This is a genomic window from Sorangium sp. So ce836, assembly GCF_028553905.1.
GTDB classification, from domain to species: domain Bacteria; phylum Myxococcota_A; class Polyangia; order Polyangiales; family Polyangiaceae; genus Sorangium; species Sorangium cellulosum_D.
Genome location: NZ_CP102233.1, coordinates 4,244,882 through 4,260,080, shown reverse-complemented (window position 1 = coordinate 4,260,080; position 15,199 = coordinate 4,244,882). Strand labels below are relative to the sequence as shown.

Sequence of the window (15,199 nt, the reverse complement as noted above, 5' to 3'; positions counted from 1 at the left end):
TGAGCGTCACGGCTCCTTCGTTTCGACACGACAACCCCCGTGACCACCGTCCTCCGCGCTGCGCCCGCTCTCTCGACCCCTCGTCGCGCGTGCGCCGAGGGAGGAGGTGTCATCATGGCGTTCTTTCAGCATCTCAAGCGTAAGGCTCAGCGCGACGGCGCCTCGCACCTGAACTGGATGGGCGGGCGCTCCTACGACATCGCCGATCCGCTGAAGCGCCTCCGCCTCGCGGCCTCCTCGTGCTTCTTCGGCGAGCCCATGTACTACCACCGCGATCCGGCGGACCCGCGCCCGGCGAAGGCCAAGAAGAAGGCCGCCGACCGCGCGCGCCTCTCCGACGCGGACGTGAAGCGCCTGCGCGAGACGCTCGGCGCCGTGGATCCGGCCGAGTGGCGCGCGCTCTCGCCGGCGGCGCTGATCGAGAAGGCCATCGACGAGGCGCTCGCGTCCGACCCGGAGGCGACGCTCGCCGAGGCGGCGCGGCTGCGCGAGGAGGAGCACCTCCGCACGACGCCGCAGGTCATCCTGGTGCGGGCGGCGAACGCCGCCGCGGCGCGCGGGACCGGCCTCGTGCGCCGCTTCGCGCCGCGCATCCTGAAGCGCGCGGACGAGCCGGCGGTCGCCCTCGCGTACCAGCTCTACCGCTTCGGCAAGCCGGTGCCGAACGCGCTGAAGCGCGCGCTGCGCGACGCCATCGAGCGCTTCGACGATCACGCCCTCGCGAAGTACCGGCTCGAGGGCAAGGGGAGCAAGACCGTGGACGTCGTGAACCTCGTGCACCCGAAGAGCCCGAGCGTCGACCGCCTCGCGAAGGGCGCGCTCCGCGCGACCGGCCGCACCTGGGAGGCGATCGTCTCGGCCCGCGGCTCGAACCGGTGCGCGTGGCGCAAGGCGCTGCCGGCCATGGGCCACATGGCCCTCTTGCGCAACCTGCGCAACCTCATCGAGGCGGGCGTGCCGGCCGAGGCGTTCCTGCCGAAGCTCGTGGCGACGGCCGCGGAGGGCAAGCAGCTGCCCTTCCGGTACTACAGCGCCTACCGAGCGGTGAAGGGCTGCGCGCCGGGCGCCGTGCTGGACGCGGTGGAGCAGTGCCTGCACCGCGCGCTCGGCGAGGTGCCGCGCTTCCCCGGCCGGGTGATGGTGCTCTGCGACAACAGCGGATCCGCGCAGGGCACGACCACGAGCAGCCTCGGCACCATGCGCGTCTCCACGATCGCGAACCTCACGGGGGTCGTGGCCGGGATGCGCGCGGACGACGGGCACCTCGGCGTGTTCGGCGACCGGCTCGAGACCTTCGCGGTGCGCAAGCAGGAGAGCGTGTTCTCGCAGCTCGACCGCGCGGAGCAGATCGCCCGCACGATCGGCATGGCGACCGAGAACGGCGTGTGGCTGTTCTGGGATCGCGCGATCCGCGAGCGGCAGCGCTGGGACGCGGTGTTCGTGCTGAGCGACATGCAGGCCGGCCACGGCGGCCTCTACGGGTCGCGCCCGAAGGACTACGCGGACTTCGCCTGGAACGGGCACTACATCGACGTGGCGAAGCTCGTCGCGGCGTACCGCGCGGCCGTGCACCGCGACGTGCGCGTGTTCCTGGTGCAGGTCGCCGGCTACCAGGACACGCTGGTGCCCGAGTTCTACGATCGCACGTACATCCTCGGCGGCTGGGGCGAGGGGCTCCTGCGCTTCGCCGCGGCGATGGCGCAGGCGTAGCGGCGCGCGCCGGACATGCGTGGCGGGATTCCGGCCGCTGCATTGACGGACGCGAGCGGCTCGGAGACAGTGCCGCCGCGGCGCAGGCCGCGGCGACCCGGCTCCACGGCCTCGCACCCCTCGGCGCGGGGCCGTGGGCCCGCCCTCCCGCGGCGCGCCACTCTCCCCATGAAGACGATCAAGCCCCAGAAGCTCGGCCTCCTCCACAGGGTCTTCGAGGATGGAAGCGACTGCTACCTGTCGGTCACCATCCTGGCCTTCTTCTCGTTCGGCCCCGAATCGGCCCTTTTGTCCGAGATCGATCTCTGGAAGTTCGCCGCGGCCGAGCTCGGCAAGGACGCCGTGCTCGACATGGGCATGCCCAAGCCGAGAGGAGAGCTCTTGATCTCCGGGCGGGCTTACCCGCGAGAGCGCCCAGCGCAGGCCTGCGCGGTGAGGGCGCGGCTCGGCGCGGTGGACAAGACGCTCTACATCATCGGCGACCGGACCTTTCGGCGCGGCGTGCCCACCGAGCCGGAGCCGTTCACCGAGATGCCGATCGTCTGGGAGCGCGCCTTCGGCGGCCCGGGGTTCGCGCCCAACCCCGTCGGCAAGGGTCTCCAGCGGATCGAGACCGAGGCGGGAGAGATCCACCCGCTCCCGAACATCGAGCTGCCGAGGCATCTGATCACCTCGCCGAGCGATCGCCCCGCGCCCGCGGGCCTCGGCCCGATCGATCTCACGTGGCCGCAGCGCTTCGCCAAGATCGGCACGTACGACCAGAAGTGGCTCAAGGAGCGGTTCCCCGGCTTCGCCGAGGACACCGATCTCGGCGTGTTCAACGCCGCGCCGGAGGACCAGCAGATCCAGGGGTTCTTCCGGGGGGACGAGCCGATGGTGCTGGAGAACATGCACCCGGAGAGGCCGGTGCTCGAGGCGGCGCTGCCGGGGATCGCGGCGCGGGCGTTCATCAACCGCAAGAGCGGAGAGGCGGAGACGTTCAGCGAGATCGCGACGCACCTCGAGACCGTGCACCTCTTCCCGCACGCCGAGCGCGGGGTGCTCCTGTTCCGCGGGCTCGCGCTCATCGACGAGGACGACGCGGCCGACGTGCTGCAGATCGTGATCGGCGCGGAGGCGCTCGGCGAGCCCAGGACGGTGGAGCACTACCGCGAGGTGCTGCGGCAGCGGCTCGACCCCAAGGCGGGGCACCTCGCCGCGCTGCGCGACGGCGATCTCCTGCCGCCGCTGCGCTCGGGCGCGCGGCCGCCGCGCGACAGGTCCGACGTCGAGCGGCTGCTGGAGAGCGACGATCTCCTCCGGAAGAACCTCCGGGACGGCGCGCGGCGCCGGGCGGAGGCGAACCGCCGAGCGGCGCGCGCCACCGTCGTGGAGCTCGGGCTCGACCCGGCGCAGTTCGGCCTGGACGAGCCCGAGGAGCCGCCCGTCGAGGAGGCCATCCCCGACATCGAGGACCTGGGGCCGTTCGTCGAGGAGCTCGAGGCGCGCGCAGAGCGGGAGCGGGCCGAGGCGGAGAGCCGCCGGGCGAGCGCTGAAGCCGAGGCGCGCGCGGCCTACGCCGCGGCCGGGATGGACTACGACGCGCTGCAGGCAGACGCGATGAAGCAGGCCGCCGGCCCGCCGAGGTTCTCGGCGAAGGCCGAGCGCGAGCGGCTGGAGGATCTCGCCACGCTGCTCGCGAACGCCGGCTCCCCGAACGCCGCGCTCGAGGAGACGCTCGCCGACCCCGACCTCGATCGGAAGCTCGCCGAGATGGAAGCGCAGGTGCTGGAGGGGTACCGGCAGACCGCGCACCTCGGCCCCGCGGCCGGCCGGCTCGCGGGCGAGGCCGCGCAGCGCGTCCGCGACGAGGTGGTCGAGGCGCACCGCGCGGGGCGCTCGCTCGCCGGGCGCGATCTGACCGGCGCCGACCTCTCCGGCCTCGATCTCCGCGGCGCGATCCTCACCGGCGCGCTGCTCGAGGGCGCGAGCCTCGCGGGCGCCGACCTGGAGGGCGCCGATCTGGAACGGGCGGTCCTCGCGCACGCCGACCTCCGCCGGGCCGCGCTGCGGGGCGCGAGGCTCGAGGACGCGAACCTGGGGCTGGCGACGCTCCGGGGCGCGGACCTCTCCGGCGCGGACCTCTCCGGCGCCGTGCTCTACCGGGCGGACCTGACGGGTGCCTCGTTTCGCGGCGCGGAGCTCACCCTCGCCGACCTCTCCGAGGCCATGTTGCGCGACAACGATTTCTCCGACGCGCTGGCGCAGCTGCTCACGCTGCTCCGGGTAGACTTCGCGGGGTCGAAGCTCGCGGGCGCGGATCTCTCGCGGTCCACGTTCATCGAGTGCAAGCTCGGCGGCGTCGATCTCTCGGGCGCCCGGCTGATCTCGACGGCATTCTTCTCGTCGGAGGGCCGAGGCGCCGTGTTCCGGGGCGCCGTCGCGGAGAACCTGCGCATGGTCAAGGAGTGCGCCTTCGACGGCGCCGATTTCCACGGCGCCACGCTGACCGGCGCGAACCTCCGGGGGACGAGCCTCCCCGGCGCCGATTTCACCGAAGCGCGGATGAACGGCAGCGATCTCAGCGACTGCGACCTGCGCGGCGCGAGGATGGCGTGGATCGCGGCGTGCGAGGCGCGGTTCATCCGCGCCGAGCTGTCGGACGCCGATCTGACGAACGCCGATCTGATGCTGGGCGTCCTCCAGAAGGCGAGGCTCACGGGAGCCGATTTCACCGGGGCCAACCTCTTCCGGGCCGATCTCGCGAAGGCGCTCGGCGACGAGCGGACGCGCTTCGAGGAGGCAAACGTCCGGGAGGTGCGGTTCGTGCCGCGGAGGCAGCGTGGACAGGGCTGAGCTCATCGCGGCGATCCAGGGCGGCGAGGCGATCGCGGGCGCCTGCCTCGACGGCGAGGACCTGAGCGGCGCCGACCTCTCGGGCGGGCTCTTCGAGCAGGTGAGCTTCAAGGGAGCGCGCCTCGCCGGGGCCTCGTTCAAGGAGTCGATCCTCACCGCGTGCGACCTCAGCGGGGCGGAGCTGACCGGCGCCAACCTGCACCATGTGGCGATGCACCGGTGCGACCTCGCGCGGGCCACGCTGGTCCGTACCCGCTGGGCGGCGGCGCAGGTCGCGGCGTCCGATCTGTCGTCGGCCGACCTCTCCGAGGCGGATCTGGTCATCGCGGCGTTCGCGCAGTCGAGCTTCCAGGGCGCGAGGCTCGCGCGCGCGAGCCTGGATCGCACGGTGCTCGTCGACGCGAACGTGGCGCACCTGGATCTATCGGGCGCTCGGCTGGAGTTCACGCACCTCGTCAGGGCGGACATGACGACGGTCGCGCTGGCCGGGGCGCGCTGCCGGAGCGCCGTGTTCATCGGCAGCCGGTTCGCGGGCATGGACCTGACGGGGCTCGACCTCACCCTCAGCCAGTTCACCGAGGCGGATCTCACCGGGGCGAACCTGACCGGCGCGATCCTCGCGCAGTGCGGCTTCAAGGGCGCGAAGCTCACCGGCGCGCGGCTGGACGACGCCAGGGCGGAGAGCGCGATCTTCGTCGAGGCCGATCTGAGCGGCGCGAGCCTCCGCGGCGCGTCGCTCAAGCAGGCGATCTTCGTCGACGCCGAGCTCGGAGGCGCCGACCTCTCGAGGTCCGGGCTAGAGCAGAGCATCTGGCACCGCGCGCGCTGCGAGCGCGCCCGGTTCCCGGGCGCGGAGCTCACGTACGCCGACTTCTCCCATGCCGACGTGCGGGGGGCGGATTTCACGGGGGCCACGCTCTTCCGGGCGCGCTTTCACCGGACGCGGGACGAGGGGGCCGTGTTCACCGGCCGCGCGCTCGCGCTGGGCGACGACGAGCCGCTCGCCGAGGCGGAGATCTGGCAGGACGAGCGTCGAGGCAAGGCCGGCTGAGCCGGCGCGGGAGGCGTGATGCGAAGCAACGTTGCGAGGAAGCTCGAGAGGATCGAGACGGTCGAGCCGGAGGCCGCCTACCAGGCGGTGGGGCGCGTGGTGCGCGCCGCGGGCACGGCGTTCGTGGTGGCCGCTGGCGCCGCCGAGATCGAGGCGTGCCGCGCGGTGAGCTGCATGGTGGAGCCCGTGGCCGGCGACGAGGTGCTCGTCTCGGTGCTGCCGGAGCGCCGCGCCTATATCCTGGCCGTGCTGGAGCGGGAGGGCCGCGACGTCAGCGTGGTGCTCGAGGGGGACCTGCACGTGAAGCTGCCCCGAGGGCGCTTCGTGGTCGGCGCCGCCGAAGGCGTGACGCTCGCGTCCGGCAAGGAGGTGGGGGTGGTGGCCGGCGAGCTGAAGGTCAACGCGCGCCTCGGCAGCGTCCTCGTCGAGAGCCTGTCGTACCTCGGGACGGCGGTGCAGGCCGAGATCGAGAAGGCGAAGGTGAAGGCGGCGGCGCTCGACGCGTCGGTGGAGCGGGTGACCCAGCGGCTGAAGCGGGTGTATCGCTTCGTCGAGGAGTTCGAGCAGCTCCGGGCGGAGCGCGTCGACTACGTGGCGAAGAAGAACATGAGCCTGCGCGGCGAGAACACGCTCGTCACGGCCGAGGAGCTGGTCAAGCTCGACGGCGCGCAGATCCACCTCGGCTGAGCAGAACGGGGATTGAGAAGCGATGTTTGCGAATTCACAGATGATGGGCGTCGACCTGGGGCTGCCGGACGTGTGCTTGACGCCCTCGCCCGCGCCGGTGCCCGTGCCTTACCCGAACATCGCCGCGGGCCCGATGGGGGTGCCGGCGGTCTACAACGTGCTGTTCATGGCCGCGCCGGCGCACAACCTGGCGACGACGATCCCGCTGACGAACGGGGACAACGCCGGGGTCGCGATGGGGGTGGCGTCGGGCACGGTGATGGGGCCGAGCCGGCACCTGACCGGGGCGTTCACGGTGCTGATCCGCGGGATGCCGGCGACCAGGCTGACGAGCATGTCGCTCCAGAACAGCACGAACTGCCCCGGGATGCGCGTCGTTCCGAGCCAGGTGAAGGTGCTGCTGCTGGCGCCGTGAGGGGTGCCGGTATGGCGCTGAAGGGATCACGGCGTGCCATGGCCCAGATCCACGTCGTTTTACGGGGGTGTTGGTTATGCGAAATCGATGGCTTCGGCGCTGTTCCCGGCTTCTCCTCGTTGCGTCTGCAGGGACCGGAGCGGGTTGCGGGCGGCTCCTGGGATTGGACGAATTCAAGGACGCGCCGTCCTCGGAGTCCGGGGGAGCCGGCACCGGCGCTGGCACCGGAGGCGAAGGAGGAGGCGCAGCGTGCGAGCCTGGCGAAGCCGTGAGCTGTTACGAGGGCCCTGACGACACTGCGAACATCGGCATCTGCAAGGCTGGCCAAAAGAGATGCAACGACGAAGGCACCGCCTATGGCAGCTGCAACGGCCAGAAAACGCCGGGAGCCGAGACATGCACAGACCCAGCAGACGAAAACTGTGACACTTACGACTGCGCGATCTGGTCAAAAATCCTCGGAGATGCCAGCAACCAAGCCATAGGCGACATCGCGCTCGACAGCGATGACAACATTTTCATCGCCGGCACGTTCAGTGGAACATTGGCCATTCCCGATTCAGCCCCCCTAACAACAGAATCTCGCGCGCTCTACCTGGCAAAATTCGCAGCAGATGGCACCCCCATATGGAGCAGAAAGTTCGGTGGAGAGTATGCGAGCGCGACCAGCCTAACCGTCGACTCAGAGGACAACGTGATTCTAGCCGGGACCTTCCAGTCCCAGCTGCAAATCGAAGACACGACGCTCGAAGTCAGCGACCGCGGCATCTCCTCTGCATATGTAGCCAAATGGAACCCGTCCGGCAGGCTATCATGGGCCGTCAATGAAGCTGTATCTAGAGAAGCTCTGGAGATAGCCGGAGTTGCGACCGACACACCGGGCAACGTGTTTGTCTATGGGCGCGAAACCTGTAGATCCGTCTGCAATATCGCCGGGGAAGGGCTCTGGCTATGCAAATACAACACCGGCGGACAGCGCACTTGGTGCAAATACTTTGTCGGCTCGGACTCTGAGGGAAAACGCCTCGCCGGAGGCATCGCCATAGACCAGACGAACGACGTCTACATCACAGGGTCTCTGGCCAGCAACGAGGAGGCTCGTCCAGTAGAATTTGGTGGTCCCATCTTGGAGCTCAGGGACGATCTCGACGGGTTCATCGTCAAGCTCGACAACGAAGGGAAATTCAAGACACAGCAGACCCTTCGTGGCCCTGGGATCCAGGTAAGCGTCGACATAGCAACAGACAAAGACAACAACGTCATCGTATTGGCAAATCACGACGGCATGACAGCAGTAGGCAGGTATGGCGCCTCGTCGGCTGGCATGAGGGACATACTCGTCGCAAAGCTCAACAGTCAGTTATCTTGCCTATGGACCAGATCTCTCGGAGGTTCCGGCGACGAGACCGCCATCGAGCTCGCGGTCGCAGCCGATGGCACCATCGCTGTCACCGGGAGGGCTCAAGGAGATGTTGACTACGGTGGAGGTCCTCTGGTGGGAGCCGGCGGCTTGGACTTGCCGCTGATCAAGCTAGCCCCAGACGGAGCGCACGTCTGGAGCAGGCTCTTCGGTGACGAAAGGAATCAGATTTCGAAGGCGGTCGCGATGCTGCCCGCTGGAGAGCCGATCTTGGGGAGCGATATCGAGGGTAGCGTCAATGTCGGCGCAGGCACACTGCACTCCAGCGGCGGCAGTGACATCCTGCTAGCCAGGTTCGGACGTTGAACGGTCGTCGATTACACGTACCTCGACCGATCCCGACCTCGTCGCAGAGTCTCGCCGCTGTCGGTGACGACTGAGGGCTCTACTCGCAGACCACCCCGTCTGTGCAGTCCTCCCCCGCTGGGTCGAAATCCGCACATTTGTTCGAGGGCTGCAGGCTCCAGGTACAGTAGTCAAGCGTGCTGAAGCCATCGATTCGAGCCCACTCGACGTCAGTACTGCTGTAGTCAGGCGCTCGATGACAGACATCCATGGATCCCTGCAGGTAGTAAACCTTATCCCCCACCCGAAGCCCGCTCCCAGCAAGCACGATGTTCCCATACGCGCCTACGACGGTTTGCATCTCACCCTGGAGTGTCGGCCTGAGGGGACCGGCGACACGAACTTTCACGCCGCCCCATGCATCGTGGACGTTCTCCCCATCTGGATTTGATGGGGCGGCAAGCTTAGCGATGTCCTCGCCGGCAAACACGTGGGGTTCCGGGATCGGCGCCGAACCGACGCGCTTCACCTTGGTCACGTTGGCCAGCTGACGCTGCTTGACTCGAGTTGGGTTGGCTTCCGGCGGCTGCTCGCCGCAATCGGCCGGACTATAGTAGGACGTTCTTCCGGTCACATCGAGAACATCGCCAGGCTTGACGTCGTCCGGGAATGCATCGCCTGCAGACTCTTTCTCGATATTAGGGCAAATGAGGTTGTCTTGCTCATCGGTCACCCCTGGAGTGCCGTAACTTAGAGCAAGAATGCCTGAATTGGGCTCCGTCACGGAGATCCCGGGAGCGGACAGAAACACGCCCCACAGGCATGAACCGCTTCTTTTGCTCTTCGATACGAGCCATTTCCGGCCCATCGCCACGACGCCCTGTACCTCGACGTCGATCCCCTCCCCTACGGCCCCTGTGGTGATGTCCTCGATCGTCACCACCCGCGCCGACGGATCCTCCGTCCCTCCCCCGCCCCAACCGGCGCTCCCCGTCGTGGCCGCCCCCGCCTCGCCCCCGCTGCCGCCCTCTCCCGCGTTCGTCCCTGCCCCGCTGCCGCTCGCGCCGGTCGTCCCTCCCGGCCCCCCAGGACCCGTCGGCAGGCTGCTGTTCCCCTCCGGCTGACACCCGCCGGCGCCCACGAGGAGCGCCACGGCGCAGAGCGCCCCCAGCCCCAGCAGCCCAACATCCCTGCTACGCATGCGAACCTCCACGACGACAAAGAGAACGCCGTGCGCCCCTCGCGGAGCGATCGCGACGCCATAACGCAACGCGCTGCGAGCAGCCGCACCGACCATGTCGGTGAGCCGCTCACAGCGAGCGCATTACGACCGTAGCACAGGTTTCGTTACGCTTTTGCGCCGAGCCCGAAGCCGTCGTGCAGCGCGCGGACGGCGAGCTCAGCGTACTTCGTCGAGACCAGGCACGAGATCTTGATCTCGCTCGTGGAGATCGCCTGGATGTTGATCCCCTCGGCCGCGAGCAGCTGGAACATCCGCGCCGCCACGCCCGAGTGCGTGCGCATCCCGAGGCCGACGATCGACACCTTCACGATGTCCTCCTCGTAGCGGATGCCCACCGCGCGCACGCCGCCGGCGATCTTCTCCATCACCAGCTTGGCCCGCGGAAGATCGGCCTTGCCGACCGTGAAGGTCACGTCGGCCTTCACCTCGCCGGACGCGCCGCGCGCCTCCATGCCGTAGCTCGGCGCGTTCTGGATGATCATGTCGACGCTGATGTTCTCCTCGGCCAGCGCGCCGAAGATCTGCGCCACGACGCCCGGCTTGTCGTCGACGCCGACCAGCATCACCCGCGCCTCGTTGCGGTCGAGGGCCACGCCCGTCACCGTCACGCTCTCGAGCGACTGCTCCTCGCCGACGACCCACGTGCCCGGCACGTCCGAGAACGACGACCGCACGTGCACCGGGACACCATACTTCATCGCAACCTCCACGCTCCGTATCTGAAGGACCTTCGCGCCCAGCGAGGCGAGCTCCAGCATCTCTTCGTAGCTGATCCGCTCGATCTTCCGCGCCGTCTTGCAGATGTTCGGGTCCGTCGTGTAAACGCCGTCGACGTCCGTGTAGATCTCGCACTCGGCGCCCACCGCCGCCGCGATCGCCACCGCGCTCGTGTCGCTGCCGCCGCGCCCGAGCGTCGTGATGTTGCCCGCGTCGTCCACGCCCTGGAAGCCGGCGACCACCGCGATCTTCCCCCCCGCCAGCGCCTCGTGCAGCCGCTGGGCGTCGATCGCCTTGATCCGCGCCTTCGTGTACGCGCTGTCCGTCAGGATCTTCAGCTGGTGGCCGAGGAAGCTCCGCGCCTTGCCGCCCTGCGCCTGGATCGCGATCGCCATCAGCGCCGCCGAGACCTGCTCGCCGGTCGCCGCGAGCGCGTCCATCTCCCGCGCGTCGGGGACCGGCGCGATGTCCGACGCCAGCTTGAGCAGCCGGTTCGTCTCGCCGGCCATCGCGCTCACGATGACCACGACGTCATGGCCGGCCTGCTGTGTGGCGAGCGCCCGGGCGGCCGCCCGCTGGATGCGCTCGATGGACCCGACGGACGTGCCGCCGAACTTCTGGACGATGAGGCTCACGCGAGGTGTGGCCAACTAGTCCAACATGGACGCCCGGGTCAAGAGGAAATTTGACAGCGGCGTGAAGCAGACGAACACGGCACGACCGGGACACGCCGACCGGGACACGCCGGGGGGGAGCGCCGCCGTCCCACCCACCCACGCAAACCGTGGATACCCCGGACAACCGCGCCCCGCGCGGGCCCGGCAGCCGGGAATAAACCCCCGGCTCAGCCGCTTCGGGTCGGCGCTGTTGACACAGATCCCCCCGCCGCTACGATGGCGCCCCCTTCGCCTGGGTAATGGGCGATCCAGGGGCCCCGACGGCGAGGTCGCCGGTGAGGGGCGGGGGATCGCCAGGGGCGAACCGCGGAGCAGGGCGCTCCGCTTCTCAAGGAACCATCGTAAGGAGGTCATTTTGGCTAGCGATGTGATGATCGAGGCGAGCTCGCTGACCAAGCGCTATGGGTCGCTGCGCGCGCTCGACAAGGTGAGCTTCGAGGTCCATCGCGGCGAGGTCGTCGGCTTCCTCGGACCAAACGGGGCCGGCAAGTCGACGACGATGCGCATCCTCACCTGCTTCATCTCGGCCTCGGCCGGGACGGCGCGGGTCCACGGATACGACGTCTTCGACGAGCCGCTCGATGTCCGGCGCAAGCTCGGGTACCTGCCCCAGCGCGCCCCGCTCTACGGCGAGATGAACGTCTGGGAGTACCTGTCGTTCGTCGCGGACATGCGCGGGCTCGACCAGTCGGTCTTCAAGAAGCGGATGAAGGGGATCGTCGAGGTGTGCGGCCTCGCCCAGGTGCTCGGTAAGGACATCGGCACCCTCTCCCACGGCTATCGCCAGCGCGTCGGCCTCGGCCAGGCGCTCGTCCACGACCCGCCGATCCTCATCCTCGACGAGCCGACGAGCGACCTCGACCCGAACGAAAAGGCGGAGGTCATCCGTTACATCAAGGAGATCGGCAAAGAGCGGACGATCCTCCTGTCCACCCACAACCTCTCCGAGGTCGAGGCCGCCTGTGCCCGCGCCATCATCGTCTCCAAGGGGCGCGTCGTCGCCGACGGCCCCCTCGACGACATCCGCGCGAAGAGCGGCAAGGTCCGCTACGTCGTCACCGTCCACGAGAAGAAGGTCTTCGAGGGCGGCGACGGCTACCGGTCGAGCGCGCGCAAGCCCCCGACGGCCCAGGAGGTCCAGGAGGCGCTCGCCGGGCTGCCCGGCGTCACCAGCGTCACCGAGCTGCCGACCGACGACAGCGCCCACAGCTTCCAGCTCCTCGGCGCGCTCGGCGGCGACATCCGGCCCGAGCTCTTCCAGCTCATCGTGCAGAAGGGCTGGCTCCTCCTCGAGATGCGCCGCGACTCGCAGAGCCTCGAGGACGTGTTCAAGGCGCTCACGCGCGGCGACGAGCGCAAGGACCGCGGCCGCCGGCTGATCACCGACGACCTCGACGACGAGGACGAGGCGAGCGCCGCGGCCGACGACGAGGACGAGGACGACGAGGACGAAGACGAGGACAGCGCCGGCGACGAGGCGAAGAGCGCCGGCGACGAGGACGAAGGCGCCGACGACGAAGCGCCGGCCAAGAAGAAGGGCTGAACGGTATGAGCACCACCCTGACCATCGCGAAGCGGGAGTTCCGCTCCAACTTCGATTCCCCCCTGGCCTATGTCGTGATCTGCTTCGGGCTGATCGCGCTCGGCGTCACCTTCTTCTTCATGAACGGCGGCTTCTGGCAGGCGGACCGCGCCTCGCTCGTGCAGCTGTTCTCGTGGGCGCCGATCGGGCTCTCCTTCCTCATCATCCCCGTCATCACGATGCGGCTCCTCGCCGAGGAGAAGCGGAGCGGCACGCTCGAGATGCTGATCACCCTGCCCGTGCAGGACCACGAGGTCGTCCTCGGCAAGTTCCTCGGGGCGTGGGGGCTCGTCCTCGTGCTCGTCTTCTCGACCATCCTCTACCCGATCCTGATGTTCTCGTGGCCGTGGCACCTCGGCGCGCTCGACAGCGGGCCGGTGATCTCGGGCTACATCGGCCTCGTGCTCTACAGCGCGGCGGCGGTCTCGATCGGCCTCCTCATCTCGTCGCTGACGGACAGCCAGGTGATCGCCTTCTTCATCACCTTCCTGCTGCTCGGGTTCCTGCACGGCGTGGACAACCTCGCCGACTACGCCCCGTCGGCCATCCGCGACATCCTCGCCTTCATCAGCTTCGACACCCGCCTCACGCCGTTCGCGCGCGGCATGGTGTCCACCCGAGACATCGTCTTCTTCCTCTCGATCACCGCGGGCTGCCTCATGGCCGCGTTCAGGGCGCTTGAGCGCAGGAAGTGGGCGTAAGGATTACCATGGAACGCAAAGCCAAAGCCGCGACGCAGACAGGCGTCTATCTGGCCATCGTGGCCGCCATCCTCGTGGTGGCCAACGTCATCTCGCACGGCGTTTACAAGCGCTTCGACATGACGAAGACCGAGAGGTTCACCCTCTCGAAGGGCTCGGCCCACCTCGTCCGCGAGGGGCTCAAGCAGGATCTCCAGATCGACGTCTACGTCACCCGGGGGCTCCCGAAGCACGAGGCGTTCATCCAGGACCTCACCGACCTGATGAACGAGTACGAGCAGGCCTCGAACGGCAAGCTCCACTACTCGATCATCGAGGCGAAGACGGACGAGCAGCGCGCCGCCGCCAAGGAGGCGGGCCTGCAGGAGGCCGCGTTCGGCGAGGGGAGCGAGACCGGCCAGGACCAGGCGACGATCACCCGCGGGTTCATGGGCATCGCCTTCAAGTACGGCAGCGAGAAGGAGGCGATCCCGATGCTCTCGCCCGATCAGGGGCAGGGCCTCGAGTTCTGGATCACGAACACCATCCGGGAGATCCGCGACAAGGCGGACGGCATCGACACGAAGATCGGCGTCGTGACCGGCAAGGACGAGATCAAGCTCACCGACCCGAACCTCGTCGCCTCGCAGGGCGGCCGGGGCGGCCCGTCGATGCGGGCGCTGCTCGAGCACCACTTCCCGTTCTACAAGTTCGAGGACGTCGACCTGAAGGGCGGCGACGCCGAGATCAACAAGGAGCTCTCCGGCCTCGTCATCACGCAGCCGGGCAAGGAGTTCACCGAGAAGGAGCTGCGCCGCATCGACCAGTTCCTGATGCTCGGCGACAAGTCGCTCGCCGTGTTCGCCGGCGCGGTGAACCTCAAGGCGTCCGACCCGTCGATGAAGGCGACGCTCAACACCTGGGGCCTCGAGAAGCTGCTCGACGGCTACGGCGTCGAGATGAAGAAGGAGGCGATCCTCGACTGGAGCCGCTCGATGGCCATCCCGGTCCAGTCGCAGTCGGGCCAGCTCATGTGGTTCCGCGCGCCGGGCATCCTCCAGCTCCAGGAGGACAGCCGCTTCGACGAGAACGAGCAGATCCTCGACTCGTCGTTCCCCGGCTTCTTCCGCCTCCCCGAGCTCGCCTTCCCCTTCCCGTCGACCCTCGTGCCGCACCCGGAGAAGCAGCCCGAGGCGGCGATGAAGGTCGTCGCGCGCTCCACCCCGAAGACCACGGCCGACACGTCCGAGACCATCGACATGAAGTTCTCGGCCGACTGGAAGCCGAAGGGCGAGTACGCGCAGCGCGCGATCGGCGTGACGATCGAGGGCAAGCTCAAGAGCGCCTTCGGCGGCCAGGAGGGGCTCGGGATCACCGCGCCCGCGGAGAGCGCGAGCCCGAGCCGGATCCTCGTGCTCTCGGCGTCGCAGTTCCTCGCGAACCCGTTCGCCCGCGCGGGCAACCCGCCCCCCATGCCGCCGCAGATGGCGATGATGGGCGGGATGGGCGGCGACGAGGACCTCCTGATGCTCTCGCAGCCCTACGCGCAGAAGTACCTGACCGCCACCATCCTGGCGTTCAAGAACACCCTCGACTGGATGGCGGGCGACAGCACGCTGCTCGCGGCGACCGCGAAGATGTTCGGCGAGACCAACCTGACCTACGCGGACATCGAGAAGCCGAAGCAGGAGGCTTCGGACGACGAGGCCACGCTGGCCAAGAAGGCCGAGGAGTACCGGGCGGAGCGCAAGACCGTGCAGCAGCGCGTGCAGTGGACGCTCACGCTCCTGCCGGCGATCCTCTTCGCGGCGTTCGGCATCGTCCGGTGGCGGCGGCGCGAGAGCGCGCGCGAGAACATCACGCTCGACTGACGCACTGCGATGGTGGGTGAAAGAGC

At 68.7% G+C, this 15,199-nt stretch carries 11 protein-coding genes; 9 read left to right on the top strand and 2 right to left on the bottom strand.

The window, feature by feature from the left end; all coding sequences use genetic code 11:
- The first annotated feature begins 114 nt into the window (after positions 1 to 114).
- From NQZ70_RS15690 to NQZ70_RS15665, 6 genes are all read left to right on the top strand, one after another.
- Positions 115 to 1,710 (top strand): TROVE domain-containing protein, encoded by a 1,596-nt coding sequence (locus NQZ70_RS15690; protein ID WP_129574929.1) that lies wholly within the window; start codon positions 115 to 117, stop codon positions 1,708 to 1,710.
- Between the two features lie 168 nt (positions 1,711 to 1,878).
- Positions 1,879 to 4,545, top strand: a complete 2,667-nt coding sequence (locus NQZ70_RS15685; RefSeq protein WP_165373976.1) for a DUF2169 domain-containing protein — start codon at positions 1,879 to 1,881, stop codon at positions 4,543 to 4,545.
- A complete protein-coding gene (locus tag NQZ70_RS15680) occupies positions 4,532 to 5,596 on the top strand; it encodes a pentapeptide repeat-containing protein (protein ID WP_129574927.1) in 1,065 nt (354 codons plus the stop codon). The genes NQZ70_RS15685 and NQZ70_RS15680 overlap by 14 nt, the downstream gene beginning before the upstream one ends.
- Positions 5,597 to 5,614: 18 nt before the next feature.
- Positions 5,615 to 6,283: a DUF3540 domain-containing protein gene (locus NQZ70_RS15675; protein WP_129574926.1), complete on the top strand. Its 669-nt coding sequence runs from the start codon at positions 5,615 to 5,617 to the stop codon at positions 6,281 to 6,283.
- Between the two features lie 22 nt (positions 6,284 to 6,305).
- Complete coding sequence (locus tag NQZ70_RS15670; RefSeq protein WP_129574925.1) at positions 6,306 to 6,698, top strand: DUF4150 domain-containing protein; 393 nt, start codon at positions 6,306 to 6,308, stop codon at positions 6,696 to 6,698.
- Positions 6,699 to 6,966: 268 nt separating this feature from the next.
- Positions 6,967 to 8,424 (top strand): SBBP repeat-containing protein, encoded by a 1,458-nt coding sequence (locus NQZ70_RS15665; protein WP_165373975.1) that lies wholly within the window; start codon positions 6,967 to 6,969, stop codon positions 8,422 to 8,424.
- Positions 8,425 to 8,503: 79 nt separating this feature from the next.
- On the opposite strand, the gene NQZ70_RS15660 is transcribed toward NQZ70_RS15665, so the two are convergent.
- Positions 8,504 to 9,346 carry a hypothetical protein gene (locus tag NQZ70_RS15660; protein ID WP_129574923.1) on the bottom strand — a complete coding sequence of 281 codons (843 nt, stop codon included), beginning with the start codon at positions 9,344 to 9,346 and terminating at the stop codon, positions 8,504 to 8,506.
- A 404-nt stretch (positions 9,347 to 9,750) separates the two neighbouring features.
- Complete coding sequence (locus tag NQZ70_RS15655; RefSeq protein ID WP_129574922.1) at positions 9,751 to 10,998, bottom strand: aspartate kinase; 1,248 nt, start codon at positions 10,996 to 10,998, stop codon at positions 9,751 to 9,753.
- 397 nt (positions 10,999 to 11,395) lie between these two features.
- On the opposite strand from NQZ70_RS15655, the gene NQZ70_RS15650 reads away from it, so the two are divergent.
- From NQZ70_RS15650 to NQZ70_RS15640, 3 genes are read left to right on the top strand one after another with little or no spacing between them, the layout of a single operon-like run.
- Complete coding sequence (locus NQZ70_RS15650) at positions 11,396 to 12,583, top strand: ATP-binding cassette domain-containing protein (protein ID WP_237245336.1); 1,188 nt, start codon at positions 11,396 to 11,398, stop codon at positions 12,581 to 12,583.
- A 5-nt stretch (positions 12,584 to 12,588) separates the two neighbouring features.
- A complete protein-coding gene (locus NQZ70_RS15645; protein ID WP_129574921.1) occupies positions 12,589 to 13,323 on the top strand; it encodes an ABC transporter permease in 735 nt (244 codons plus the stop codon).
- An 8-nt stretch (positions 13,324 to 13,331) separates the two neighbouring features.
- A complete protein-coding gene (locus tag NQZ70_RS15640; protein ID WP_129574920.1) occupies positions 13,332 to 15,173 on the top strand; it encodes a GldG family protein in 1,842 nt (613 codons plus the stop codon).
- Positions 15,174 to 15,199: the final 26 nt, after the last annotated feature.

What these genes read in the sequence shown, in the direction of transcription:
- NQZ70_RS15675 (WP_129574926.1), top strand. Translation starts at nt 5,615, where the DNA reads ATGCGAAGCAACGTTGCGAGGAAGCTCGAGAGGATCGAGACGGTCGAG.
- NQZ70_RS15685 (WP_165373976.1), top strand. Translation starts at nt 1,879, where the DNA reads ATGAAGACGATCAAGCCCCAGAAGCTCGGCCTCCTCCACAGGGTCTTC.
- NQZ70_RS15690 (WP_129574929.1), top strand. Translation starts at nt 115, where the DNA reads ATGGCGTTCTTTCAGCATCTCAAGCGTAAGGCTCAGCGCGACGGCGCC.
- NQZ70_RS15645 (WP_129574921.1), top strand. Translation starts at nt 12,589, where the DNA reads ATGAGCACCACCCTGACCATCGCGAAGCGGGAGTTCCGCTCCAACTTC.
- NQZ70_RS15670 (WP_129574925.1), top strand. Translation starts at nt 6,306, where the DNA reads ATGTTTGCGAATTCACAGATGATGGGCGTCGACCTGGGGCTGCCGGAC.
- NQZ70_RS15640 (WP_129574920.1), top strand. Translation starts at nt 13,332, where the DNA reads ATGGAACGCAAAGCCAAAGCCGCGACGCAGACAGGCGTCTATCTGGCC.